Raw genomic sequence first — 18,100 nt, 5'->3', positions numbered from 1 at the left:
GTGCCCGGCATGACCATCACCACCCTTTCCAGCCGCGAGTTCAATCAGGACACAAGCGGTGCCAAAAAAAGCGCGCTTACAGGCCCGGTCATCATCACTGACCGTGGCAGACCGACCCATGTACTGCTAAGCATTGAGGCGTACCAGAAACTCAGCGGCCTGAACCTGAGCATCGTCGAGATGCTGGCGATGCCGGAAGCCAAAGACATCGAGTTCACCACGGAGCACGCAGTAAACACTCCACGCGAAACAGATCTGTCCTGATGTTCCTGCTCGACACCCACGTCATCTCCGAGCTGTGCAAACCCAAGGCCAATCATGGGGTCAAGGCCTGGGCCCACGGCATCGCGACCACCAGCCTGTTTCTCTCGGCGATCACGGTGCTAGAGCTGGAAACGGACATTCTGCTGGTGGGGCGGCGCGACCCGGATCAGGGCACCCTACTGCGCAACTGGCTGGAGCGCCGGGTTCTTCCCGTCTTCGCCGGCCGCATCCTGGCCATCGACCGTGCCGTGGCCTTGCGCTGCGCCCAACTGCATGTCCCGGACCGCAGCAATGAATGCGCTGCACTGATTGCCGCAACCGCCCTGGTCCATGGCGTGACCGTGGTTACCCGCAACGTGAAGGACTTCAAGACCTGTGGCGTACGCCTGCTCAACCCATGGAAGAATTGAACGGCGCGACGTGCAAAAGGGTCCATAATCCACAAGTCAATTGATTCAAGTCATTACACCATCAGTTGATTTCCCCCAACGCGACCAAAGGTCGCACCCTTGCGCTAGAGCTACAGGCGTATCATTGCGCCACTGCAACACCTCTTTTGACCGCGGTCGGCATGTACTGACCGAGGCATTTTTCCACTGCCGTGGGATGCAATGATGAGCAACCAGATTCCCGTACAAGACGTTACCCCGCCTGCCAAAAACGCGACCAACAGCGTCGATCTCTACGCCTCCAGGGAAAAAATCTACACCCGCGCCTTCACTGGCCTGTTCCGCAACCTGCGCATGCTCGGCGGCGCCGGATTGTTCCTGCTGTACTTCGGTACCGTCTGGCTCAACTGGGGCGGCCACCAGGCCGTCTGGTGGAACCTGCCAGAGCGCAAGTTCTTCATTTTCGGTGCCACGTTCTGGCCCCAGGACTTCATTCTGCTCTCGGGCCTGCTGATCATTGCCGCCTTCGGCCTGTTCTTCATCACCGTCTATGCGGGACGTATCTGGTGCGGCTACACCTGCCCGCAGAGCGTCTGGACCTGGATCTTCATGTGGTGCGAAAAGGTCACCGAAGGCGACCGCAACCAGCGGATCAAGCTGGACAAGGCGCCCATGAGCGCCAACAAGTTCCTGCGCAAGCTGAGCAAGCACAGCCTCTGGCTGCTGATCGGTTTCGTCACCGGCATGACCTTCGTCGGCTATTTCTCGCCGATCCGCGAACTGGTCATCGACTTCTTCACCGGCCAGGCCGATGGCTGGTCGTATTTCTGGGTCGGTTTCTTCACCCTGGCCACCTACGGCAACGCCGGCTGGCTGCGCGAACAAGTGTGCATCTACATGTGCCCCTACGCGCGCTTCCAGAGCGTGATGTTCGACAAGGACACCCTGATCGTCTCCTACGACCCGCGCCGTGGCGAAAGCCGTGGTCCACGCAAGAAAGGCGCCGACTACAAGGCTCAGGGCCTGGGCGACTGTATCGACTGCACCATGTGCGTCCAGGTCTGCCCGACCGGCATCGACATCCGCGACGGCCTGCAGATCGAATGCATCGGCTGCGCCGCCTGCATCGACGCCTGCGACAGCATCATGGACAAGATGGAATACCCCCGCGGGCTCATCAGCTACACCACCGAGCACAACCTCTCCGGGCAGAAAACCCATAAACTGCGCCCACGCCTGATTGGCTACGCCCTGGTGCTGCTGGCCATGATCAGCCTGCTGATCAGCGCATTCTTCATGCGCTCGCTGGTGGGTTTCGACGTCAGCAAGGACCGCGTGCTGTACCGCGAAAACGCCGAAGGGCGGATCGAGAACGTCTACAGCCTGAAGATCATGAACAAGGACCAGCGCGATCACACTTATGTGCTTGACGCAGCCGGCCTGCCGGATCTGAAACTGCAGGGCAAACGCGAAATCCACGTGGCGGCCGGCGATATCGTCAGCATGCCGGTGGAGCTGTCGATTGCTCCGGATCACCTGCCCTCGACCACCAACGAGGTGAAGTTCATCCTTGAGGATGCCGACGACAGCAGCGTCCACGTTGAAGCCAAGAGCCGATTCATCGGCCCACAAATCCGTTAAGAGCCAAGAGAAGTGATCATGCCCGCAGCTACCGCCACCAGCCCCTGGTACAAACACCTCTGGCCCTGGATCATCATTGGCATTCTCGCCTGTTCGGTGACCCTGACCCTGTCTATGGTGACCATTGCCGTGAACAACCCGGACAACCTGGTCAACGACAACTACTACGAGGCCGGCAAGGGCATCAACCGCTCCCTGGATCGCGAGCTGCTGGCCCAGACCCTGAAGATGCGCGCCAGCGTGCATCTGGACGAGCTGACGGGCGAAGTGGAGCTGCGCCTGAGCGGCGACAGCCAGCCCAAGACCCTGGAGCTGAACCTGATTTCGCCGACCCAGCCGGAGAAAGACCGCAAGATCACCCTGGCCCGCAGCGAAAGCGAACACGGTCGCTACATCGGCCAGTTGAACGACCAGGTCGAAGGCCGACGCTTCGTCGAGTTGCTGGGCGTCGAAGGCGACAAGACCTGGCGTATGTTCGAAGAGGAACAGGTCAGCCACGACAAGGACCTGCTGCTGGGTGACGAGCCGCTGCAAGGCGCGGAAGACCTGAACTGATTCACCCCCGTCATCCATCGCCGGTCCGCCGCCTCCGACCCTTTTTCCAGGACTGGAGTCGAGCGGCCGGCGATGAGTTTTTCCCCGACCACAAAGATCGCCGATGACCACGCCACTGCCCTGCTACCACTGCGCCCTGCCGGTTCCCGCCGGCAGCCGGTTCACCGCCGTCGTGCTCGGCGAATCCCGGGAGTTCTGCTGTCCGGGCTGCCAGGCAGTGGCCGAGGCCATAGTCGCCGGCGGTCTGGAGCACTACTACAGCCATCGCAGCGAAGCCTCGGCCAACCCCGAAGCCCTGCCCGTGCAGTTGATTGACGAGCTGGCACTGTACGACCGTGCCGATGTGCAACAGCCTTTCGTCCGTCACCAGGGCGAACTGGCCGAAACCACCCTGCTCATGGAAGGCATCAGTTGCGCCGCTTGCGGCTGGCTGATCGAAAAACACCTGCGCAGCCTGCCGGCCGTGGCCGAGGCCCGTCTCAACCTGTCCAACCACCGCCTGCACGTGCGCTGGGCCGACAGCCAACTCCCGCTGAGCCAGGTGCTCAGCGAACTGCGTCACATCGGCTACGCGGCCCACCCCTACCAGCCGGACCGCGCTTCCGAACAACTGGCCAGCGAGAACCGCCTGGCCCTGCGCCAGCTGGGGGTCGCCGGGCTGCTGTGGTTCCAGGCAATGATGGCAACCATGGCCACCTGGCCGGAATTCAATATCGACCTGAGTCCGGAACTGCACACCATCCTGCGCTGGGTCGCGCTGTTCCTCACCACCCCGATCGTCTTCTACAGCTGCGCGCCCTTCTTCAAAGGCGCCATGCGCGACTTGCGCACCCGTCACCTGACCATGGATGTCTCGGTATCCCTGGCCATAGGCGGGGCCTACCTGGCGGGAATCTGGACCGCCATCAGCGGTGTCGGCGAACTGTACTTCGACGCTGTCGGCATGTTCGCCCTGTTCCTCCTCGCCGGCCGCTACCTGGAACGTCGGGCCCGGGAACGCACCGCAGCGGCCACCGCGCAGCTGGTCAACCTGTTGCCTGCCTCCTGCCTGCGCCTGGGCCAGGACGGCCAGAGTGAACGCATCCTGCTCACCGAACTGCGCCTGGGCGACCGGGTGCTGGTGCACCCCGGTGCGGTGCTGCCGGCCGACGGCAAGATCCTCGATGGCCAGTCGAGCATCGACGAATCCCTGCTCACCGGCGAGTACCTGCCACAGCCACGCAGCCTGGGAGATAGCGTCACTGCCGGCACCCTGAACGTCGAAGGCGCGCTGACGGTGGAGGTTCAGGCCCTGGGCCAGGACACCCGGCTGTCCGCCATCGTCCGCCTGCTGGACCGGGCCCAGGCGGAAAAACGCCGGCTGGCCGAAGTGGCCGACCGTGCGGCCCAGTGGTTCCTGTTGTTTTCGCTGATCGCGGCTGCGGCCATCGGCCTGCTGTGGTGGCAACTGGACGCCTCGCGAGCCTTCTGGATCGTCCTGGCCATGCTGGTCGCCACCTGCCCTTGCGCGCTGTCCCTGGCCACCCCGACCGCCCTGACCGCCGCCACCGGCACCTTGCACAAGCTTGGCCTGCTGCTGACTCGCGGCCACGTGCTGGAAGGCTTGAACCAGATCGACACAGTGATTTTCGACAAGACCGGCACCCTGACCGAAGGACGCCTGGCATTGCGCGCCATCCGCCCCCTGGGGCGCTTGTCCAGCGATGACTGCCTGAGTCTCGCTGCCGCCCTGGAGAACCGCTCCGAACATCCGATCGCCCGAGCCTTCGGCCGCGCCCCGGTGGCCGCGCAAGACGTCACCAGCAGCCCGGGCCTGGGCCTGGAAGGCCTGGTGGGCGAACAGCGCCTGCGCATCGGCCAGCCGACGTTCGTCTGCGAACTCAGCGGCTGCCCGGTGCCGAGCATGCCCGACGAAGCCGGGCAGTGGCTGTTGCTGGGGGACAGTCAGGGCGCCCTCGCCTGGCTGGTGCTCGATGACCGGCTGCGCAGCGACGCCCCCGCGCTCCTGGCCGCCTGCAAGGCTCGCGGCTGGCATACCCTGCTGCTGTCCGGAGACAGCTCGCCGATGGTCGCCAGCGTCGCGGCCGAGCTGCAGATCGATGAGGCCCGGGGCGGTCTGCGTCCGGACGACAAACTGCAGGTATTGCAACAACTGCATCAACAGGGCCGCAAAGTGTTGATGCTCGGCGATGGCGTCAACGACGTCCCGGTGCTGGCCGCCGCCGATATCAGCGTCGCCATGGGGTCGGCCACCGACCTGGCCAAGACCAGCGCCGATGCGGTGCTCCTGTCCAATCGCCTGGACGCGCTGGTGCAGGCCTTCAGCCTGGCGCGCCGGACCCGTCGGGTGATTATCGAGAACCTGCTCTGGGCCGGACTGTACAATGGCCTGATGCTGCCATTCGCCGCCCTCGGCTGGATCACCCCGGTGTGGGCCGCGGTCGGCATGTCCATCAGTTCCCTGACCGTGGTGCTCAATGCCCTGCGCCTGACCCGCATGCCGCGGTCGGCCGCCAGTGCCAGCACCCCCGAACCCCGCCCGTTGCCGGCCTGAGCCGCCGGGCCTGGAGTCCAGATGCCAGCTCTTTACGTGATGATCCCGGCCGCGCTGCTGATCGTGGCCATCGCCATCTACATCTTCTTCTGGGCCGTGGACAGCGGTCAGTACGACGACCTCGACGGTCCGGCCCACAGCATCCTGTTCGACGATCAGGACCCCAGCCACACCGCCGCGGTGGACGAAGCCAAGGGCCAGCCCGACGCCCCCACCGAAGCCACCCGCAAAACGGAACCACCCCATGCTTGAACTGGCGCCCCTGCTGGTTTCGGCAGTGATACTGGGCCTGCTGGGCGGCGGTCACTGCCTGGGCATGTGCGGCGGCCTGATGGGCGCCCTGACCCTGGCGATCCCCCGGGAGCAGCGCAGCCGGCGGTTTCGCCTGTTGCTGGCCTACAACCTGGGCCGCGTCCTCAGCTACGCCCTGGCCGGCCTGTTGCTGGGCCTGGCCGGCTGGGCGGTGGCCAACAGCCCGGTCGCGCTGTTCATGCGGATACTGGCCGGGCTGCTGCTGATCGCCATGGGCCTGTACCTCGCCGGGTGGTGGAGCGGCCTGACCCGCATCGAAGGGCTTGGCAAAGGGCTATGGCGGCATATCCAGCCCGTGGCCAGTCGTTTGTTGCCGGTTTCCAGCCTGCCTCGTGCATTGCTCCTGGGGGCGCTGTGGGGCTGGCTGCCTTGCGGCCTGGTGTACAGCACCCTGCTGTGGTCGGCGAGCCAGGGCAATGCCTTCGACAGTGCCCTGTTGATGCTGGCCTTCGGCCTGGGCACCTGGCCGGTCCTGCTGGCCACCGGCCTGGCGGCGGAACGGGTCACGGCCCTGTTGCGTCGACGCAGCGTGCGCCTGACCGGCGGCCTGCTGGTCATCCTCTTCGGCCTCTGGACCCTGCCCGGCCCTCACCAGCACTGGCTGATGGGCCACTGACCCCGGGGCACTGCCCGGCAACCGGGCCCACACGCCCCGCCGGCGCTAGCCCGGCAGCTCCCGAACACCCTTGATACAAGTCAAGATGGCCGCGCCCCTAACCTCCTAGACTCGCGAACACTGCCAGCCTATCCGGGGGAATTCCCGCATGCTCGACGCCATTCGTTGGGACACAGATCTGATCCGCCGCTATGACCTGGCGGGACCGCGCTACACCTCGTACCCGACCGCCGTGCAATTCAACAGCCAGGTCGGTGCCTTTGATCTGCTGCACGCCCTGCGTGACAGCCGCAAGGCCCAGCGCCCGCTGTCGCTGTACGTGCACATCCCGTTCTGCGCCAACATCTGCTACTACTGCGCCTGCAACAAGGTCATCACCAAGGATCGCAGCCGAGCCCTGCCCTACCTGCAACGCCTGGAACAGGAGATGCAACTGATCGCCTGCCACCTGGCGCCCAACCAGCGGGTCGAGCAGCTGCATTTCGGCGGCGGCACCCCGACCTTTCTCAATCACGACGAGTTGCGCCAGCTGATGGCGCTGCTGCGCAAGCATTTCAACCTGCTCGAGGATGACTCCGGCGACTACGGCATCGAGATCGACCCTCGTGAAGCGGACTGGTCGACCATGGGGCTGCTGCGAGAGCTGGGCTTCAACCGGGTGAGTATCGGTCTACAGGACCTGGACCCGGCGGTGCAGCGCGCCGTCAACCGCCTGCAGAGCCTGGAGGAAACCCGAGCGGTGATCGAAGCGGCTCGCACCCTGCAATTTCGCTCCATCAACATCGACCTGATCTACGGCCTGCCCAAGCAGACCGCGGAACACTTTGCCCGCACCGTGGAAGAAGTCATCAGCCTGCAGCCCGACCGGCTCTCGGTGTTCAACTACGCCCATCTTCCCGAGCGCTTCATGCCGCAACGACGGATCAACGGCAGCGAGCTGCCGGCGCCGGCGGAGAAACTGGAAATGCTGCAACGCACCATCGAGCAACTGACCGCCGCCGGTTATCGCTACATCGGCATGGATCATTTCGCCCTTCCCGATGATGAATTGGCGATCGCCCAGGAAGAGTCGACCCTGCAGCGCAACTTCCAGGGATACACCACCCACGGTCATTGCGACCTGATCGGCTTGGGCGTTTCCGCGATCAGCCAGATCGGTGATCTGTATTGCCAGAACAGCAGTGATCTGACGCACTATCAAAATGCTTTGGCAGGCGCACAACTGGCCACTAGTCGCGGCCTGGTCTGTAATGCCGACGACCGTCTGCGCCGTGAAGTTATTCAACAACTGATCTGCAACTTTAGTCTTAAATTCGAAGATATAGAGCAAGCCTTCAATATCGACTTTCGCGGCTATTTCAATGAACTATGGCCAGACTTGCAGGAAATGGACGACGATGGACTGATTCAACTAAGCCCCGAGGCCATCACCGTACTTCCGGCGGGACGCCTGTTGGTGCGTTCGGTATGCATGATCTTCGATGCCTACCTGGGGCAGCAGAATCGCCAGCGTTTTTCCCGGGTCATCTAGGATTTCATGAGCAAAGCAGAGGCTTTCACCACCTGCTCGGGACTCAAGCCGGCCTCCCTCATCGCCTTGGCCAATGAGGCGTTGGCGGTCAGCAATCCGCTGTTGAGGGCCGCCAGGGCCGATTGCAGGCTACCGATCCTGGCCTTGGCCTCCTCCGGCCCCAGGTGCTTGTCGGCCATGACGGCCTGAAGCTGAGCCAGCTTTTCAGCAATCTGTTGTTGCAATTTTCTGATCATTTTGAGGAGTTGTTGAATATTTTCGGGCAGGCCGCTTTCCTCGATGTCACTGTCATCGCCCGCAGCACTGGAGGATTTCTTCAGTCCGGCCCCCGACAGCGACACTTTGACGCCCTCTCCAACCATAGGTTCTGCAACTAACGGCGAACCCCTTAGTTCATCCGCATCGTTGCTTTTCGAAGATTCAGAAAGTGGCTGCAAGTTATTGCTGCCATTAGTAATACCGCCAACAAAGGACATAGTTGCGGCGCTCCAAGTTGTTTTCGTTAACAGGTTATCGACCCACAAAAGGATTGCTTTACGACTCACAGTTAATACGGCACGGACTGGCCGGAACCTCCTCCCGTGAGTTACCCTTACGGCTTATGTGTGTTTTCCCACAAGGATTCTAGAATGTCCGAGCCAGTTAAACTGCGCGCTCATAACCAGGCCCATTGCAAGGATTGCAGCCTGGCCCCTCTGTGCCTGCCACTTTCCTTGAATTTGGAAGACATGGACGCGCTGGACGAAATCGTCAAACGTGGCCGCCCATTGAAAAAAGGCGAATTTCTGTTCCGTCAGGGTGACGGCTTCGACTCGGTGTATGCCGTGCGTTCGGGCGCCCTGAAAACCTTCAGCCTCAGCGACAGCGGCGAAGAGCAGATCACCGGTTTCCACTTGCCCAGCGAGCTGGTGGGGCTGTCCGGCATGGACACCGAAAGCCATCCGGTTTCGGCCCAGGCCCTGGAAACCACTTCGGTGTGTGAAATCCCCTTCGAACGTCTCGACGAACTGGCCCTGCAACTGCCGCAACTGCGCCGTCAGTTGATGCGCGTCATGAGTCGGGAAATCCGTGACGACCAGCAGATGATGCTGCTGCTGTCGAAAAAGACCGCCGACGAACGCATTGCCACCTTCCTGGTCAACCTGTCGGCCCGGTTCCGCGCTCGCGGCTTCTCGGCCAACCAGTTCCGCCTGAGCATGTCGCGCAATGAAATCGGCAACTACCTGGGCCTGGCGGTGGAAACCGTGTCCCGGGTGTTCACCCGGTTCCAGCAGAACGAACTGATTGCCGCCGAAGGCAAGGAAGTGCACATCCTCGATCCGATCCAGCTGTGCGCCCTGGCCGGGGGCTCGGTGGAAGGCTGATCCACGGTGCTCGCGACTGAGCCAAGCCGCTCGGTCGCGGCTATACTGGCGCGGCCCAAATTGCCCGCCAGGACACCCGCAGATGGCCTTCGACTCCTTTGACATCAAATCCCTGATCCGCCCCGTCATCGACTTCCCGAAACCCGGGGTAATCTTTCGTGACATCACTCCCCTGTTCCAGTCTCCCCGGGCCCTGCGCCTGGTGGCCGACAGTTTCGCCCAGCGTTATGTCGAAGAAGACTTCAGCCACATCGGCGCCATGGATGCCCGAGGCTTCCTGATCGGCTCGATCATCGCCTACCAGTTGAACAAACCCCTGATTCTGTTCCGCAAACAGGGCAAGCTTCCGGCCGATGTACTGGCCGAGGGTTACCAGACCGAGTACGGCGAAGCCTTCCTTGAAGTGCATGCCGACAGCCTGTGCGAAGGCGACTCGGTGTTGATGTTCGATGACCTGATCGCCACCGGCGGCACCCTGATCGCCGCCGCCAACCTGGTACGACGCATGGGCGCGAAAATCTACGAGGCCGCCGCCATTATCGACCTGCCGGAACTGGGAGGCTCGCAGAAGCTGGAAGACATGGGCATCCCGACGTTCTGCCTGACCCAGTTCTCCCTGAGCGAACGCTAGAGCCCCATCTGCTTGCTGATGATTTCGTTCATCACTTCGCGGGTGCCGCCGCCAATGGAGAGGATGCGGTTATCCCGGTACAGGCGCTCCACCAGACTGTCGCGCATGTAGCCCATGCCGCCGAGTATCTGCACCGCATCGTGGGTGATGCGGTCGGCGGTGTCGGTGGCGAAGTTCTTGGCCATGGAAATCTCCTTGATCACGCTTTTGCCGGCAGCCATCTGTGCGGCCTGGCGATAGGTGAACTCCCGGGACACCTCCAGGGCCGTGGCCATTTCCGCCAGACGATGCTTGAGCACCTGGAACCTGGCGATGGGCTTGCCGAACGCCTCGCGCTCCCGGGCCCACTTCAGGCTCTCCTCCAGCGCCATCTGCGCGGTCATGTTGGCCATCAGCGCCAGGGCCAGGCGCTCGCTCTGGAAGTTGCCCATGATGCAGGCGAAGCCCATGTTCTGGGCACCGATCAGGTTGCCCACCGGCACCCGACAATCTTCGAAAAACAGCTCGGCGGTGTCCGAGGCCCACCAGCCCATCTTTTTCAACTGCCGGCCCACCGTGAAACCGGGACTGCCCTTCTCGATCAGTAGCAGGCTGATGCCGCCATAGCCCGGTTCTCCGGTACGCACCGCGACGGTGTAGTAATCGGCGCGCACGCCACTGGTGATGAAGGTCTTGCTGCCGCTGACCCGATAATGATCGCCGTCGCGCACGGCGCGGGTCTGCAGGTTGGCCACGTCCGACCCGCCACTGGGCTCGGTCACCGCCAGCGCGCAGATCTTCTCTCCGGACAGCACCTGGGGCACAACCCGCTCACGCACTTCGGGGCGGGCCCATTTGACGATCGGCGGCAGGCCGATATCCAGCGACCCCAGCCCTGCCACCAGGCCGCCGGAACCGCTGCGCATCAACTCTTCGCTGGCGGCGATCTTGGCGAACAGATCACCTTCGTGACTGCCGCCCAGGGCTTCGGGATAGCCGATGCCGAGAATCCCGGCGGCACCGGCCTTGAGATACAGCTCACGGGGAAAGCTTTCAGCCTCCTCCCACTGTTGGATCTCGGGGAGAATTTCGCGCTCGACGAAGCGTCGCACGCTGTCGCGGACCAACTGGTGGCTGGGGTCGAAGTATTCCTGGCAGGCAGACATCGGCAAGCTCCTCTGAAGGGTCGAGGGAACTTACCAAGCGCTTGCTTGGTTTTCAAGGCGATCCGTATCTCCGCCCCCGCCGGTACGCCGGCGCCGGCCCACCAACGCTACAGGGCTATGGGTTTGCGACCGGCAAAGGAGTGAGCAAGGGTGCCGCCATCCACCAGCTCCAGCTCGCCACCCAGCGGTACGCCATGGGCGATGCGCGAAGTGATCAGGCCTTTGTTGGTCAGCAGCTGGGCAATGTAGTGGGCCGTGGCTTCGCCCTCCACCGTGGGGTTGGTGGCCAGGATGACCTCGGTAAAGCTGCCCTGCTCCTCGATCCGCGCCAGCAACTGCGGAATGCCGATGGCTTCCGGACCCAGGCCATCCAGAGGCGACAAGTGGCCTTTGAGCACGAAGTAACGACCGCGATAGCCGGTCTGCTCCACCGCATAGACATCCATCGGACCTTCCACCACGCACAGCAGCGTGTCATCACGGCGTGGATCGGCACATTGCGGGCACAGTTCGTCTTCGGTCAGGGTCCGGCATTGACGGCAGTGCCCGACCCCTTCCATGGCCTGGCTCAGGGCCTGGGCCAGGCGCAAGCCGCCACTGCGATCACGCTCGAGCAGTTGCAAGGCCATGCGCTGGGCGGTTTTCTGACCCACGCCCGGCAAAGTGCGCAGGGCGTCGATCAGTTGGCGAATCAGGGGGCTGAAGCTCATGGGCAAAGGTCCGACAAAACGACGAGACGCGGTTTATACCCGCGCCTCGGGATAGCGTCAAATGCTCGCGTCCGGCGCAACCTTGACCACCAGCTTGCCGAAGTTGCGCCCCTCCAACAGACCGATGAAGGCTTCAGGGGCCTGCTCCAGGCCCTGCACCACGTCCTCCTTGAACTTGACCTTGCCTTCACGCACCCAGGGCGCCATGGCCTTGATGAATTCCGGGTGGCGGTCGCCGTAGTCGTCGAAAACGATAAAGCCCTGCATCCGCACCCGCTTGGTCAACAAGGTGCGCTGCAACAGCGGCAGGCGATCCGGCCCCGGTGGCAGCTCCTGGGCGTTGTACTGGGCTATCAGCCCGCACAGGGGAATGCGTGCCCGGGGATTGAGCAGGGGGACTACCGCATCGAATACCTGGCCGCCGACGTTCTCGAAATAGATGTCCACCCCCTTGAAGCAAGCCTGGGCCAGTTCGTCGGCAAAATCCGCACGCTTGTGATCGACACAGGCGTCGAAGCCCAGTTCTTCAACCACATACCGGCATTTCTCGGCGCCACCCGCCACACCTACCACCCGCAGCCCCTTGAGCTTGGCCACCTGCCCCACCACCGAGCCCACGGCGCCGGAGGCCGCGGCTACCACCAGCGTTTCCCCGGCCTGGGGCTGGCCGATGTCCATCAACCCCATGTAAGCCGTCATCCCGGGCATGCCCAGCACGCCCAGGGCCATGGAGGGACTGGGCAGGCCGGAAGGCACGGGAATCAGGTTGCGGCCATCACTGATGCAGTGGCTCTGCCAGCCGGTGGCGCCCACCACCAGATCGCCTTCCTGAAACTTCGGATTCAGCGAGCGCTCGACCCGACTCACCGCGCCACCGGTCATGACCTCATCGATTTCCACCGGAGCGGCATAGGACGGCGCGTCGCTCATGCGTCCACGCATGTAGGGGTCCAGGGACAGGTAGAGGGTCTTGAGCAGAACCTGGCCGTCGGCCAGCTCCGGCAAGGCCACCCGTTCCAGGCGGAAGTTCTCCGGGACCGGCGCGCCCTGAGGGCGCGAGACCAGCACCACGCGCTGGTTGAGGGTCAATGTTTGCGGCATCACAGACACTCCTGTTTCGAGGATGGAAGAGGACGGTATAGGGTGCAGACCCCGAAGGGACAATGACGTTCGATCTTTCCAACCAGGGGATGCCTGCACAGCGGGGCTGATCGACGGCACAAAAAAGCCAGGCTCGAGGCCTGGCTTGTGTGCGTCCATCCGAAGCGCCGGGGCGAATCAGAACGGCAGCTTCATGCCTGGAGGCAGTTGCATGCCGGCGGTCATGCCGGACATTTTTTCCTGGCTATTGGACTCGATCTTGCGCACGGCGTCGTTGACCGCCGCGGCAAACAGGTCTTCCAGCACTTCACGGTCATCTTCGCTGACGCCTTCGAGCAGGCTCGGGTCGATGCTCACGCGCTTGATGTCATGACGGCCGGTCATGACCACAGTGACCATGTCGCCGCCGGCCTTGCCGGTGACTTCAGCGTTGGCCAGTTCTTCCTGCATCTTGGCCATTTTTTCCTGCATCTGCTGTGCCTGCTTCATCAGGCCGGCCATGCCACCTTTCATCATGGGAATTACCTCAAAGTACGGGGATGGAAACAGCGCCCGGCCAGCGGCCCGGCGCCCTTTAAGCAATCAACCCTGCGCGGCCGGGGCCTCGACAGGTTCAATAGTATCGTGGCGCACCAAGGCGCCGAACTCCTGGACCATCTGCTGGATGAACGGATCACCGTGGATCGAATCCTCCGCCTCGCGCTGACGGTCGGCGCGGCGCCGTGAAGCCGCCTGGGCCGGGGTTTCCTGCTCGGGCTTGATCAGCTCGATGGCCAGGTTCAGGGTGCGGCCATGGTACTGGTTCAACGCGTCGTTGAGACGACGCTGCTGAGTGGCGTTGAACAGGGCGCTATGGGCCGGGTCCAGGTGCAGCAGCCAATTGTCGCCATCCACCGCCATCAGGGTGCAGTTGGCGGCGATGCTACCGGTCATGCCGGAAATCGGCAGCTTGGGAAACAGTTCCAGCCACTCCAGGGCCAGGCCGGTGGCCGGCTTGGCGGCGGGCTCCGGCTCGGGTTCCGGGGCCGGTTCGGCGGCGTGCTCGCTGGCCAGTTCGTCGAGGTAGCTGTAGGCCGAATCCATGTCCGGCTCGATGTAGTCCTCGTCCAGGGGCGGTTCGTCGTCCAGGTCGATTCCCGGTGTGGCGGCATCGACCTCGGCCACACTCGGCTCGGGCACCGGCGCACTGACCCACTCCGGCGCGTCCGGCACCACGCTGTCCGGCGCAGGAGTCGGCATCGGCGTCAGCTCGGGCTGTTCGGCAACCACGTCCAGCAGCGGCTCCACAGCGGCCTGCTGCTCGACCGGCGGCTCTACCGGATCATTCCAAGGCAGGTCGATCACTTCTTCAGCGACCGCCGGCTCAGGTTCAACGACCAGCGCTTGGGCCACCTCCGGCACGACAGGTGCTGGAGCGGCCGCCGGCGCTGGAACGGGCGCGGCAGCCGCAACCGGCGCGCTGGCAATCGGCGCAACGGCAGCCACAGGCACAGCAGGAGCTGGTGCCGCCACGGCTTGGGCGGAATCAACTGTGGCCTGGCTGATCCCCACTGGCTTTAGCGGCTGTCTCGGCGCATCCGCCGTATCCGCCGGGCGGAAGGCCAGCATCCGCAGCAGGACCATCTCGAAGCCCCCCCGCGGATCCGGCGCCAAGGGCAGGTCGCGGCGGCCGATCAGGCCCATCTGGTAATAGAACTGCACATCTTCGGCCGGCAGCGCCTGGGCCAGGGCCAGCACCCGATCGCGGTCGCCATGACCGTTGTCGACCCCTTCCGGCAGGGCCTGGGCGATCGCTACCCGGTGCAGCACGTTGAGAATTTCCGAGAGTACGCCGTTCCAGTCCGGACCTTGCTCCGCCAGATGACGTACCGCTTCCAGCAGCGCCTTGGCATCGCCATTGATCAAGGCATGCAGCACGTCGTAGACCTGGCCGTGATCGAGGGTGCCGAGCATGGCCCGCACATCGGCGGCCATGACCTTGCCCTCACCGAAGGCGATGGCCTGGTCGGTCAGGCTCATGGCGTCGCGCATCGAGCCGTCGGCGGCGCGGCCCAGCAGCCACAGCGCATCGTCCTCGAACGGCACGTTCTCCACGCCCAGCACATGACTGAGGTGCTCCACCACCCGCTCGGGGGTCATGTTTTTCAGGGAAAACTGCAGGCAGCGCGACAGGATGGTCGCCGGCAGCTTCTGCGGATCGGTGGTCGCCAGGATGAACTTGACGTAGGGCGGCGGCTCTTCGAGGGTCTTGAGCAACGCGTTGAACGAGTGACTGGAGAGCATGTGCACTTCGTCGATCAGGTAGACCTTGAAGCGCCCGCGGCTCGGTGCGTACTGCACGTTGTCCAGCAGTTCACGGGTGTCCTCGACCTTGGTCCGGCTCGCGGCGTCGATCTCGATCAGGTCGACGAAACGCCCCTCATCGATCTCGCAGCACACCGAGCAGGTGCCGCACGGCGTGGAAGTGATGCCTGTTTCACAGTTCAGGCATTTGGCAATGATCCGCGCGATGGTGGTCTTGCCCACCCCGCGGGTGCCGGTAAACAGATAGGCGTGGTGCAGCCGCTGGCTGTCCAAGGCATTGATCAGAGCCTTGAGCACATGGGTCTGGCCGACCATTTCGCGGAACGAGCGCGGACGCCATTTACGTGCAAGAACCTGATAACTCATCGAAAACCGTCGCAACTGGAAAGCGGAAGCCGGTAATGCTAGCGGAGCAAGGGCGAAATTGCATCCGGCGCGCTTGTCTAATCTGTCTAAGCTGCATTTTGCCAAGGATGGCTCGGCCGTTTGAACCGTGGGAGACCGTATGCGTTTGACTTGGGGCGCCCTGCTGCTGTTGAGCGCCAGCCTGGAAGCCGCCGAAGCGCCTTTGCGCTTTGTGATTGCCGACAGCTGGGCCATGCCGACCATCGAGATCGAGGACGAGCAACCCACCGCCGGCATCCTTTACGACACCATGAACAGCCTGGCTCGCCACCTGGGCACCCGCGCCGAGTTCCACGTCCTGGCCCGGGCCCGGGTGCAGAACGCCATGGCCCAGGGCGAGGTGGACGTACGCTGCTTCGCCGCCCAGGCCTGGCTGCCGAACCTGTCCGGGGACTATCTGTGGAGCGTGCCGCTGTTCGTGCAACGCAACCTGCTGGTGAGCGACCGCCCGCATCCGACACCGCTCAATCCCCAGGACTTGCCCACCCAGCACATCGGCACCGTGCTGAGCTACACCTACACCTCCCTGCAAGCACTGTTCGACAGTGCCCGGCTGATTCGTGACGATGCGCGCAACGAGGAGCAGGTCCTGCAAAAACTCCAGGTCGGGCGCTATCACTACGCAATCGCCAGCCAATGGACCCTGGACTGGTTCAACCAGACCCAGGCCTCCGGCAAACCGCTGTACCGCGTCGCCCTGCTGCAGGAGCAGGCCGTGAGCTGCTACGTGCGTAACGACCCGGCGGTGCCGGCCCGGCGCATCCTGCGCGCCCTGCTGCAGATGAAAATGTCCGGGGAAATCGACGCCATCGTCCAGCGCTACGTCGCACCGCCCTCCAGCGCCAGCACCTACGACGCCGCCGCGCCCTGAACTGCGCCCTGGCGCCATGCCTGCGGGGGCTGGAAAGCGCCCACCCACTGCAGCACCGCATCGGCCGGCATGGGCTCGGCGATGAAGTCGCCCTGAGCCACCTCGCACCCCAGATCCATCAAGCGCTCTCCGTGGGCCAGGCTTTCCAGGCCCTCGGCCACCACTTGCCGACCAAAGGCCCGGGCCAGCCCAATCAGGGCCTGGATCAGCGCCTGATCGTCCTGGTCGTGCAGCATGTCGCGGACAAACAGACGATCGATCTTGATGGTCTGGGTGCGCAGGCGCTTGAGGTAACTGAGGGACGAATGCCCGGTGCCGAAGTGCCCCAGGGAGAACTGCACGCCCAGGGCCTGACAGGCATCGAGGCAATCGCTGACCCGCTGGATGTTCTCGATGGCCGCCGACTCGACAATCTCCAGCTCCAGCAACGCTGGCGAAACCTGCGGGTATCGTTCGAGCATCTCCTTGAGCCGCTCGACAAAATCCGGGCGCTGGAAATGCCGGGCCGCGACGTTCAGGCTCACCGACCAACCATGGCCTGCCACCTGCCAGTCCTGCAGGCGCGTCATCACCTGATCCATGACCCATTCGCCGATGTCGACGATCAGGTCGGTCTCCTCCACCTGAGGCAGAAACTCGTGGGAGCCGAGCATGCCCCGTTGCGGGTGCTGCCAGCGCAGCATCGCCTCGAAGCCCACCACCGCGCCGCTGCGCATGTTGACCTTGGGCTGGAAGTACAGCTGCAACTCACCGGCGTTCAGCGCCTGGCGCACCTGTTCGACGGTCTGGTAGGTGACCATGACCTCACGATCCCGCAACACATCGAACAGATGGAAACGGTTGCGCCCGCTCTGCTTGGCCACGTACATGGCCTGATCGGCATGGCGCAGCAGGGTGTCGGCGTCGTGGTTATCGTTGGGAAACAGGGTCACGCCGATGCTGGCAAAGACATTGATGTCCTTGCCCTGGATCGAATAGGGCTGGGAGATGGTGGCCAGCACCCGTTGCAACGCCGCACGCAGCTCCAGCATGTCACGCACATAGCGCAGGATCAGCACAAACTCGTCGCCGGCCAGACGCGCCACCACATCCTCGCCACGAATGATCGAACGCAGACGTGCCGCCACTTCCACCAGCAGCAAGTCGCCACAGGCGTGCCCGTAGCCATCGTTGACGGCCTTGAAGCCGTCGAGGTCAAGCATGCACACCGCCAGGGGGATGTCCTCACGGCGGGAGAACTCCAGGGCCTGATGCAGCAGGTCGGAAAGAAAGGCCCGGTTGGGCAGGCCGGTGAGCACGTCATGTCCGACCCGCCATTGCAGCGAATGCAGCAACTGGCGCTTTTCGCTGACATCGAAGCGAATCGACACGTAGCGCATCACCTTGCCGGAACGCTGATCCATCAGGGGCACCATGGTGCTGTCGACCCAGTACAGGCTGCCATCCTTGGCCCGATTACAGATCTCGCCCTTCCACACCCGGCCCTGGGAGATGGTCTGCCACAGCTCGTTGAAGAACTCCGGCGGGTGCAGCCCCGAGCTGAGCATCCGGTGGTTGGCCCCGATCAGCTCATCGCGGCTGTAGCCCGAGATCTGGCAGAACAGGTCATTGACATAGGTGATGCTGCCGCCGAGATCAGTCTCGGAGAAGATGGCGGCGGCATCGACGGCCCTGCGATATTTCTCATCCATGAGTCGAGATCACTGT

At 63.5% G+C, this 18,100-nt stretch carries 18 protein-coding genes; 11 read left to right on the top strand and 7 right to left on the bottom strand.

Features of this window, described 5'->3' with window-relative positions; translation table 11 throughout:
* The first annotated feature begins 9 nt into the window (after positions 1-9).
* From PST29_RS10025 to hemN, 8 genes are all read left to right on the top strand, one after another.
* Entirely contained in the window at positions 10-264 is a 255-nt protein-coding gene (locus PST29_RS10025; RefSeq protein WP_060842969.1) for a type II toxin-antitoxin system Phd/YefM family antitoxin, read from the top strand.
* The gene (locus PST29_RS10020) at positions 264-674 is read left to right on the top strand and encodes a type II toxin-antitoxin system VapC family toxin (RefSeq protein ID WP_060842968.1); all 411 of its coding nucleotides are present in this window, start codon (positions 264-266) and stop codon (positions 672-674) included. Before PST29_RS10025 ends, PST29_RS10020 begins: the two co-directional genes overlap by 1 nt.
* Positions 675-878: 204 nt before the next feature.
* Positions 879-2,294, top strand: a complete 1,416-nt coding sequence (ccoG, locus tag PST29_RS10015; RefSeq protein ID WP_060842967.1) for a cytochrome c oxidase accessory protein CcoG — start codon at positions 879-881, stop codon at positions 2,292-2,294.
* Between the two features lie 18 nt (positions 2,295-2,312).
* Entirely contained in the window at positions 2,313-2,849 is a 537-nt protein-coding gene (locus PST29_RS10010) for a FixH family protein (protein WP_060838334.1), read from the top strand.
* 103 nt (positions 2,850-2,952) lie between these two features.
* Positions 2,953-5,403, top strand: a complete 2,451-nt coding sequence (locus PST29_RS10005) for a heavy metal translocating P-type ATPase (protein ID WP_060842966.1) — start codon at positions 2,953-2,955, stop codon at positions 5,401-5,403.
* 21 nt (positions 5,404-5,424) lie between these two features.
* Positions 5,425-5,655: a cbb3-type cytochrome oxidase assembly protein CcoS gene (gene ccoS / locus PST29_RS10000; RefSeq protein WP_060838332.1), complete on the top strand. Its 231-nt coding sequence runs from the start codon at positions 5,425-5,427 to the stop codon at positions 5,653-5,655.
* Complete coding sequence (locus PST29_RS09995; RefSeq protein ID WP_060838331.1) at positions 5,648-6,331, top strand: sulfite exporter TauE/SafE family protein; 684 nt, start codon at positions 5,648-5,650, stop codon at positions 6,329-6,331. The genes ccoS and PST29_RS09995 overlap by 8 nt, the downstream gene beginning before the upstream one ends.
* A 148-nt stretch (positions 6,332-6,479) precedes the next feature.
* Positions 6,480-7,862, top strand: a complete 1,383-nt coding sequence (gene hemN / locus PST29_RS09990) for an oxygen-independent coproporphyrinogen III oxidase (protein WP_060838330.1) — start codon at positions 6,480-6,482, stop codon at positions 7,860-7,862.
* Here hemN and PST29_RS09985 read toward each other — a convergent pair.
* On the bottom strand, positions 7,859-8,338 hold the full coding sequence (locus tag PST29_RS09985) for a hypothetical protein (RefSeq protein WP_060838329.1): 480 nt from the start codon (positions 8,336-8,338) through the stop codon (positions 7,859-7,861). The two genes, hemN and PST29_RS09985, sit on opposite strands and share 4 nt — an antisense overlap.
* 153 nt (positions 8,339-8,491) lie before the next feature.
* Here PST29_RS09985 and fnrA point away from each other — a divergent pair, with 153 nt between their 5' ends.
* Complete coding sequence (gene fnrA / locus PST29_RS09980) at positions 8,492-9,226, top strand: Crp/Fnr family transcriptional regulator FnrA (RefSeq protein ID WP_011060230.1); 735 nt, start codon at positions 8,492-8,494, stop codon at positions 9,224-9,226.
* A gap of 82 nt (positions 9,227-9,308) precedes the next feature.
* Complete coding sequence (locus PST29_RS09975; protein WP_016966592.1) at positions 9,309-9,857, top strand: adenine phosphoribosyltransferase; 549 nt, start codon at positions 9,309-9,311, stop codon at positions 9,855-9,857.
* Here PST29_RS09975 and PST29_RS09970 read toward each other — a convergent pair.
* From PST29_RS09970 to dnaX, 5 genes are all read right to left on the bottom strand, one after another.
* Complete coding sequence (locus PST29_RS09970) at positions 9,854-11,002, bottom strand: acyl-CoA dehydrogenase family protein (RefSeq protein ID WP_060842965.1); 1,149 nt, start codon at positions 11,000-11,002, stop codon at positions 9,854-9,856. The two genes, PST29_RS09975 and PST29_RS09970, sit on opposite strands and share 4 nt — an antisense overlap.
* A gap of 107 nt (positions 11,003-11,109) precedes the next feature.
* The gene (gene recR / locus PST29_RS09965; RefSeq protein WP_016966588.1) at positions 11,110-11,712 is read right to left on the bottom strand and encodes a recombination mediator RecR; all 603 of its coding nucleotides are present in this window, start codon (positions 11,710-11,712) and stop codon (positions 11,110-11,112) included.
* A 57-nt stretch (positions 11,713-11,769) separates the two neighbouring features.
* Entirely contained in the window at positions 11,770-12,813 is a 1,044-nt protein-coding gene (locus PST29_RS09960; RefSeq protein WP_060838327.1) for an NADP-dependent oxidoreductase, read from the bottom strand.
* A gap of 177 nt (positions 12,814-12,990) precedes the next feature.
* Complete coding sequence (locus PST29_RS09955) at positions 12,991-13,329, bottom strand: YbaB/EbfC family nucleoid-associated protein (protein WP_015634779.1); 339 nt, start codon at positions 13,327-13,329, stop codon at positions 12,991-12,993.
* 66 nt (positions 13,330-13,395) lie between these two features.
* Positions 13,396-15,483, bottom strand: coding sequence for a DNA polymerase III subunit gamma/tau (gene dnaX, locus PST29_RS09950; RefSeq protein ID WP_060842964.1), 2,088 nt, complete (start codon positions 15,481-15,483; stop codon positions 13,396-13,398).
* Between the two features lie 139 nt (positions 15,484-15,622).
* On the opposite strand from dnaX, the gene PST29_RS09945 reads away from it, so the two are divergent.
* Positions 15,623-16,393, top strand: a complete 771-nt coding sequence (locus PST29_RS09945) for a substrate-binding periplasmic protein (RefSeq protein WP_060842963.1) — start codon at positions 15,623-15,625, stop codon at positions 16,391-16,393.
* On the opposite strand, the gene PST29_RS09940 is transcribed toward PST29_RS09945, so the two are convergent.
* Complete coding sequence (locus PST29_RS09940) at positions 16,372-18,084, bottom strand: putative bifunctional diguanylate cyclase/phosphodiesterase (RefSeq protein ID WP_060842962.1); 1,713 nt, start codon at positions 18,082-18,084, stop codon at positions 16,372-16,374. The genes PST29_RS09945 and PST29_RS09940 overlap by 22 nt on opposite strands.
* Positions 18,085-18,100 lie beyond the last annotated feature (16 nt).

The organism is Pseudomonas sp. St29, assembly GCF_001547915.1.
Taxonomy (GTDB): domain Bacteria; phylum Pseudomonadota; class Gammaproteobacteria; order Pseudomonadales; family Pseudomonadaceae; genus Aquipseudomonas.
Note: the sequence above shows the minus strand (reverse complement) of the source record. Positions and strands in the feature narration are given on the sequence as shown.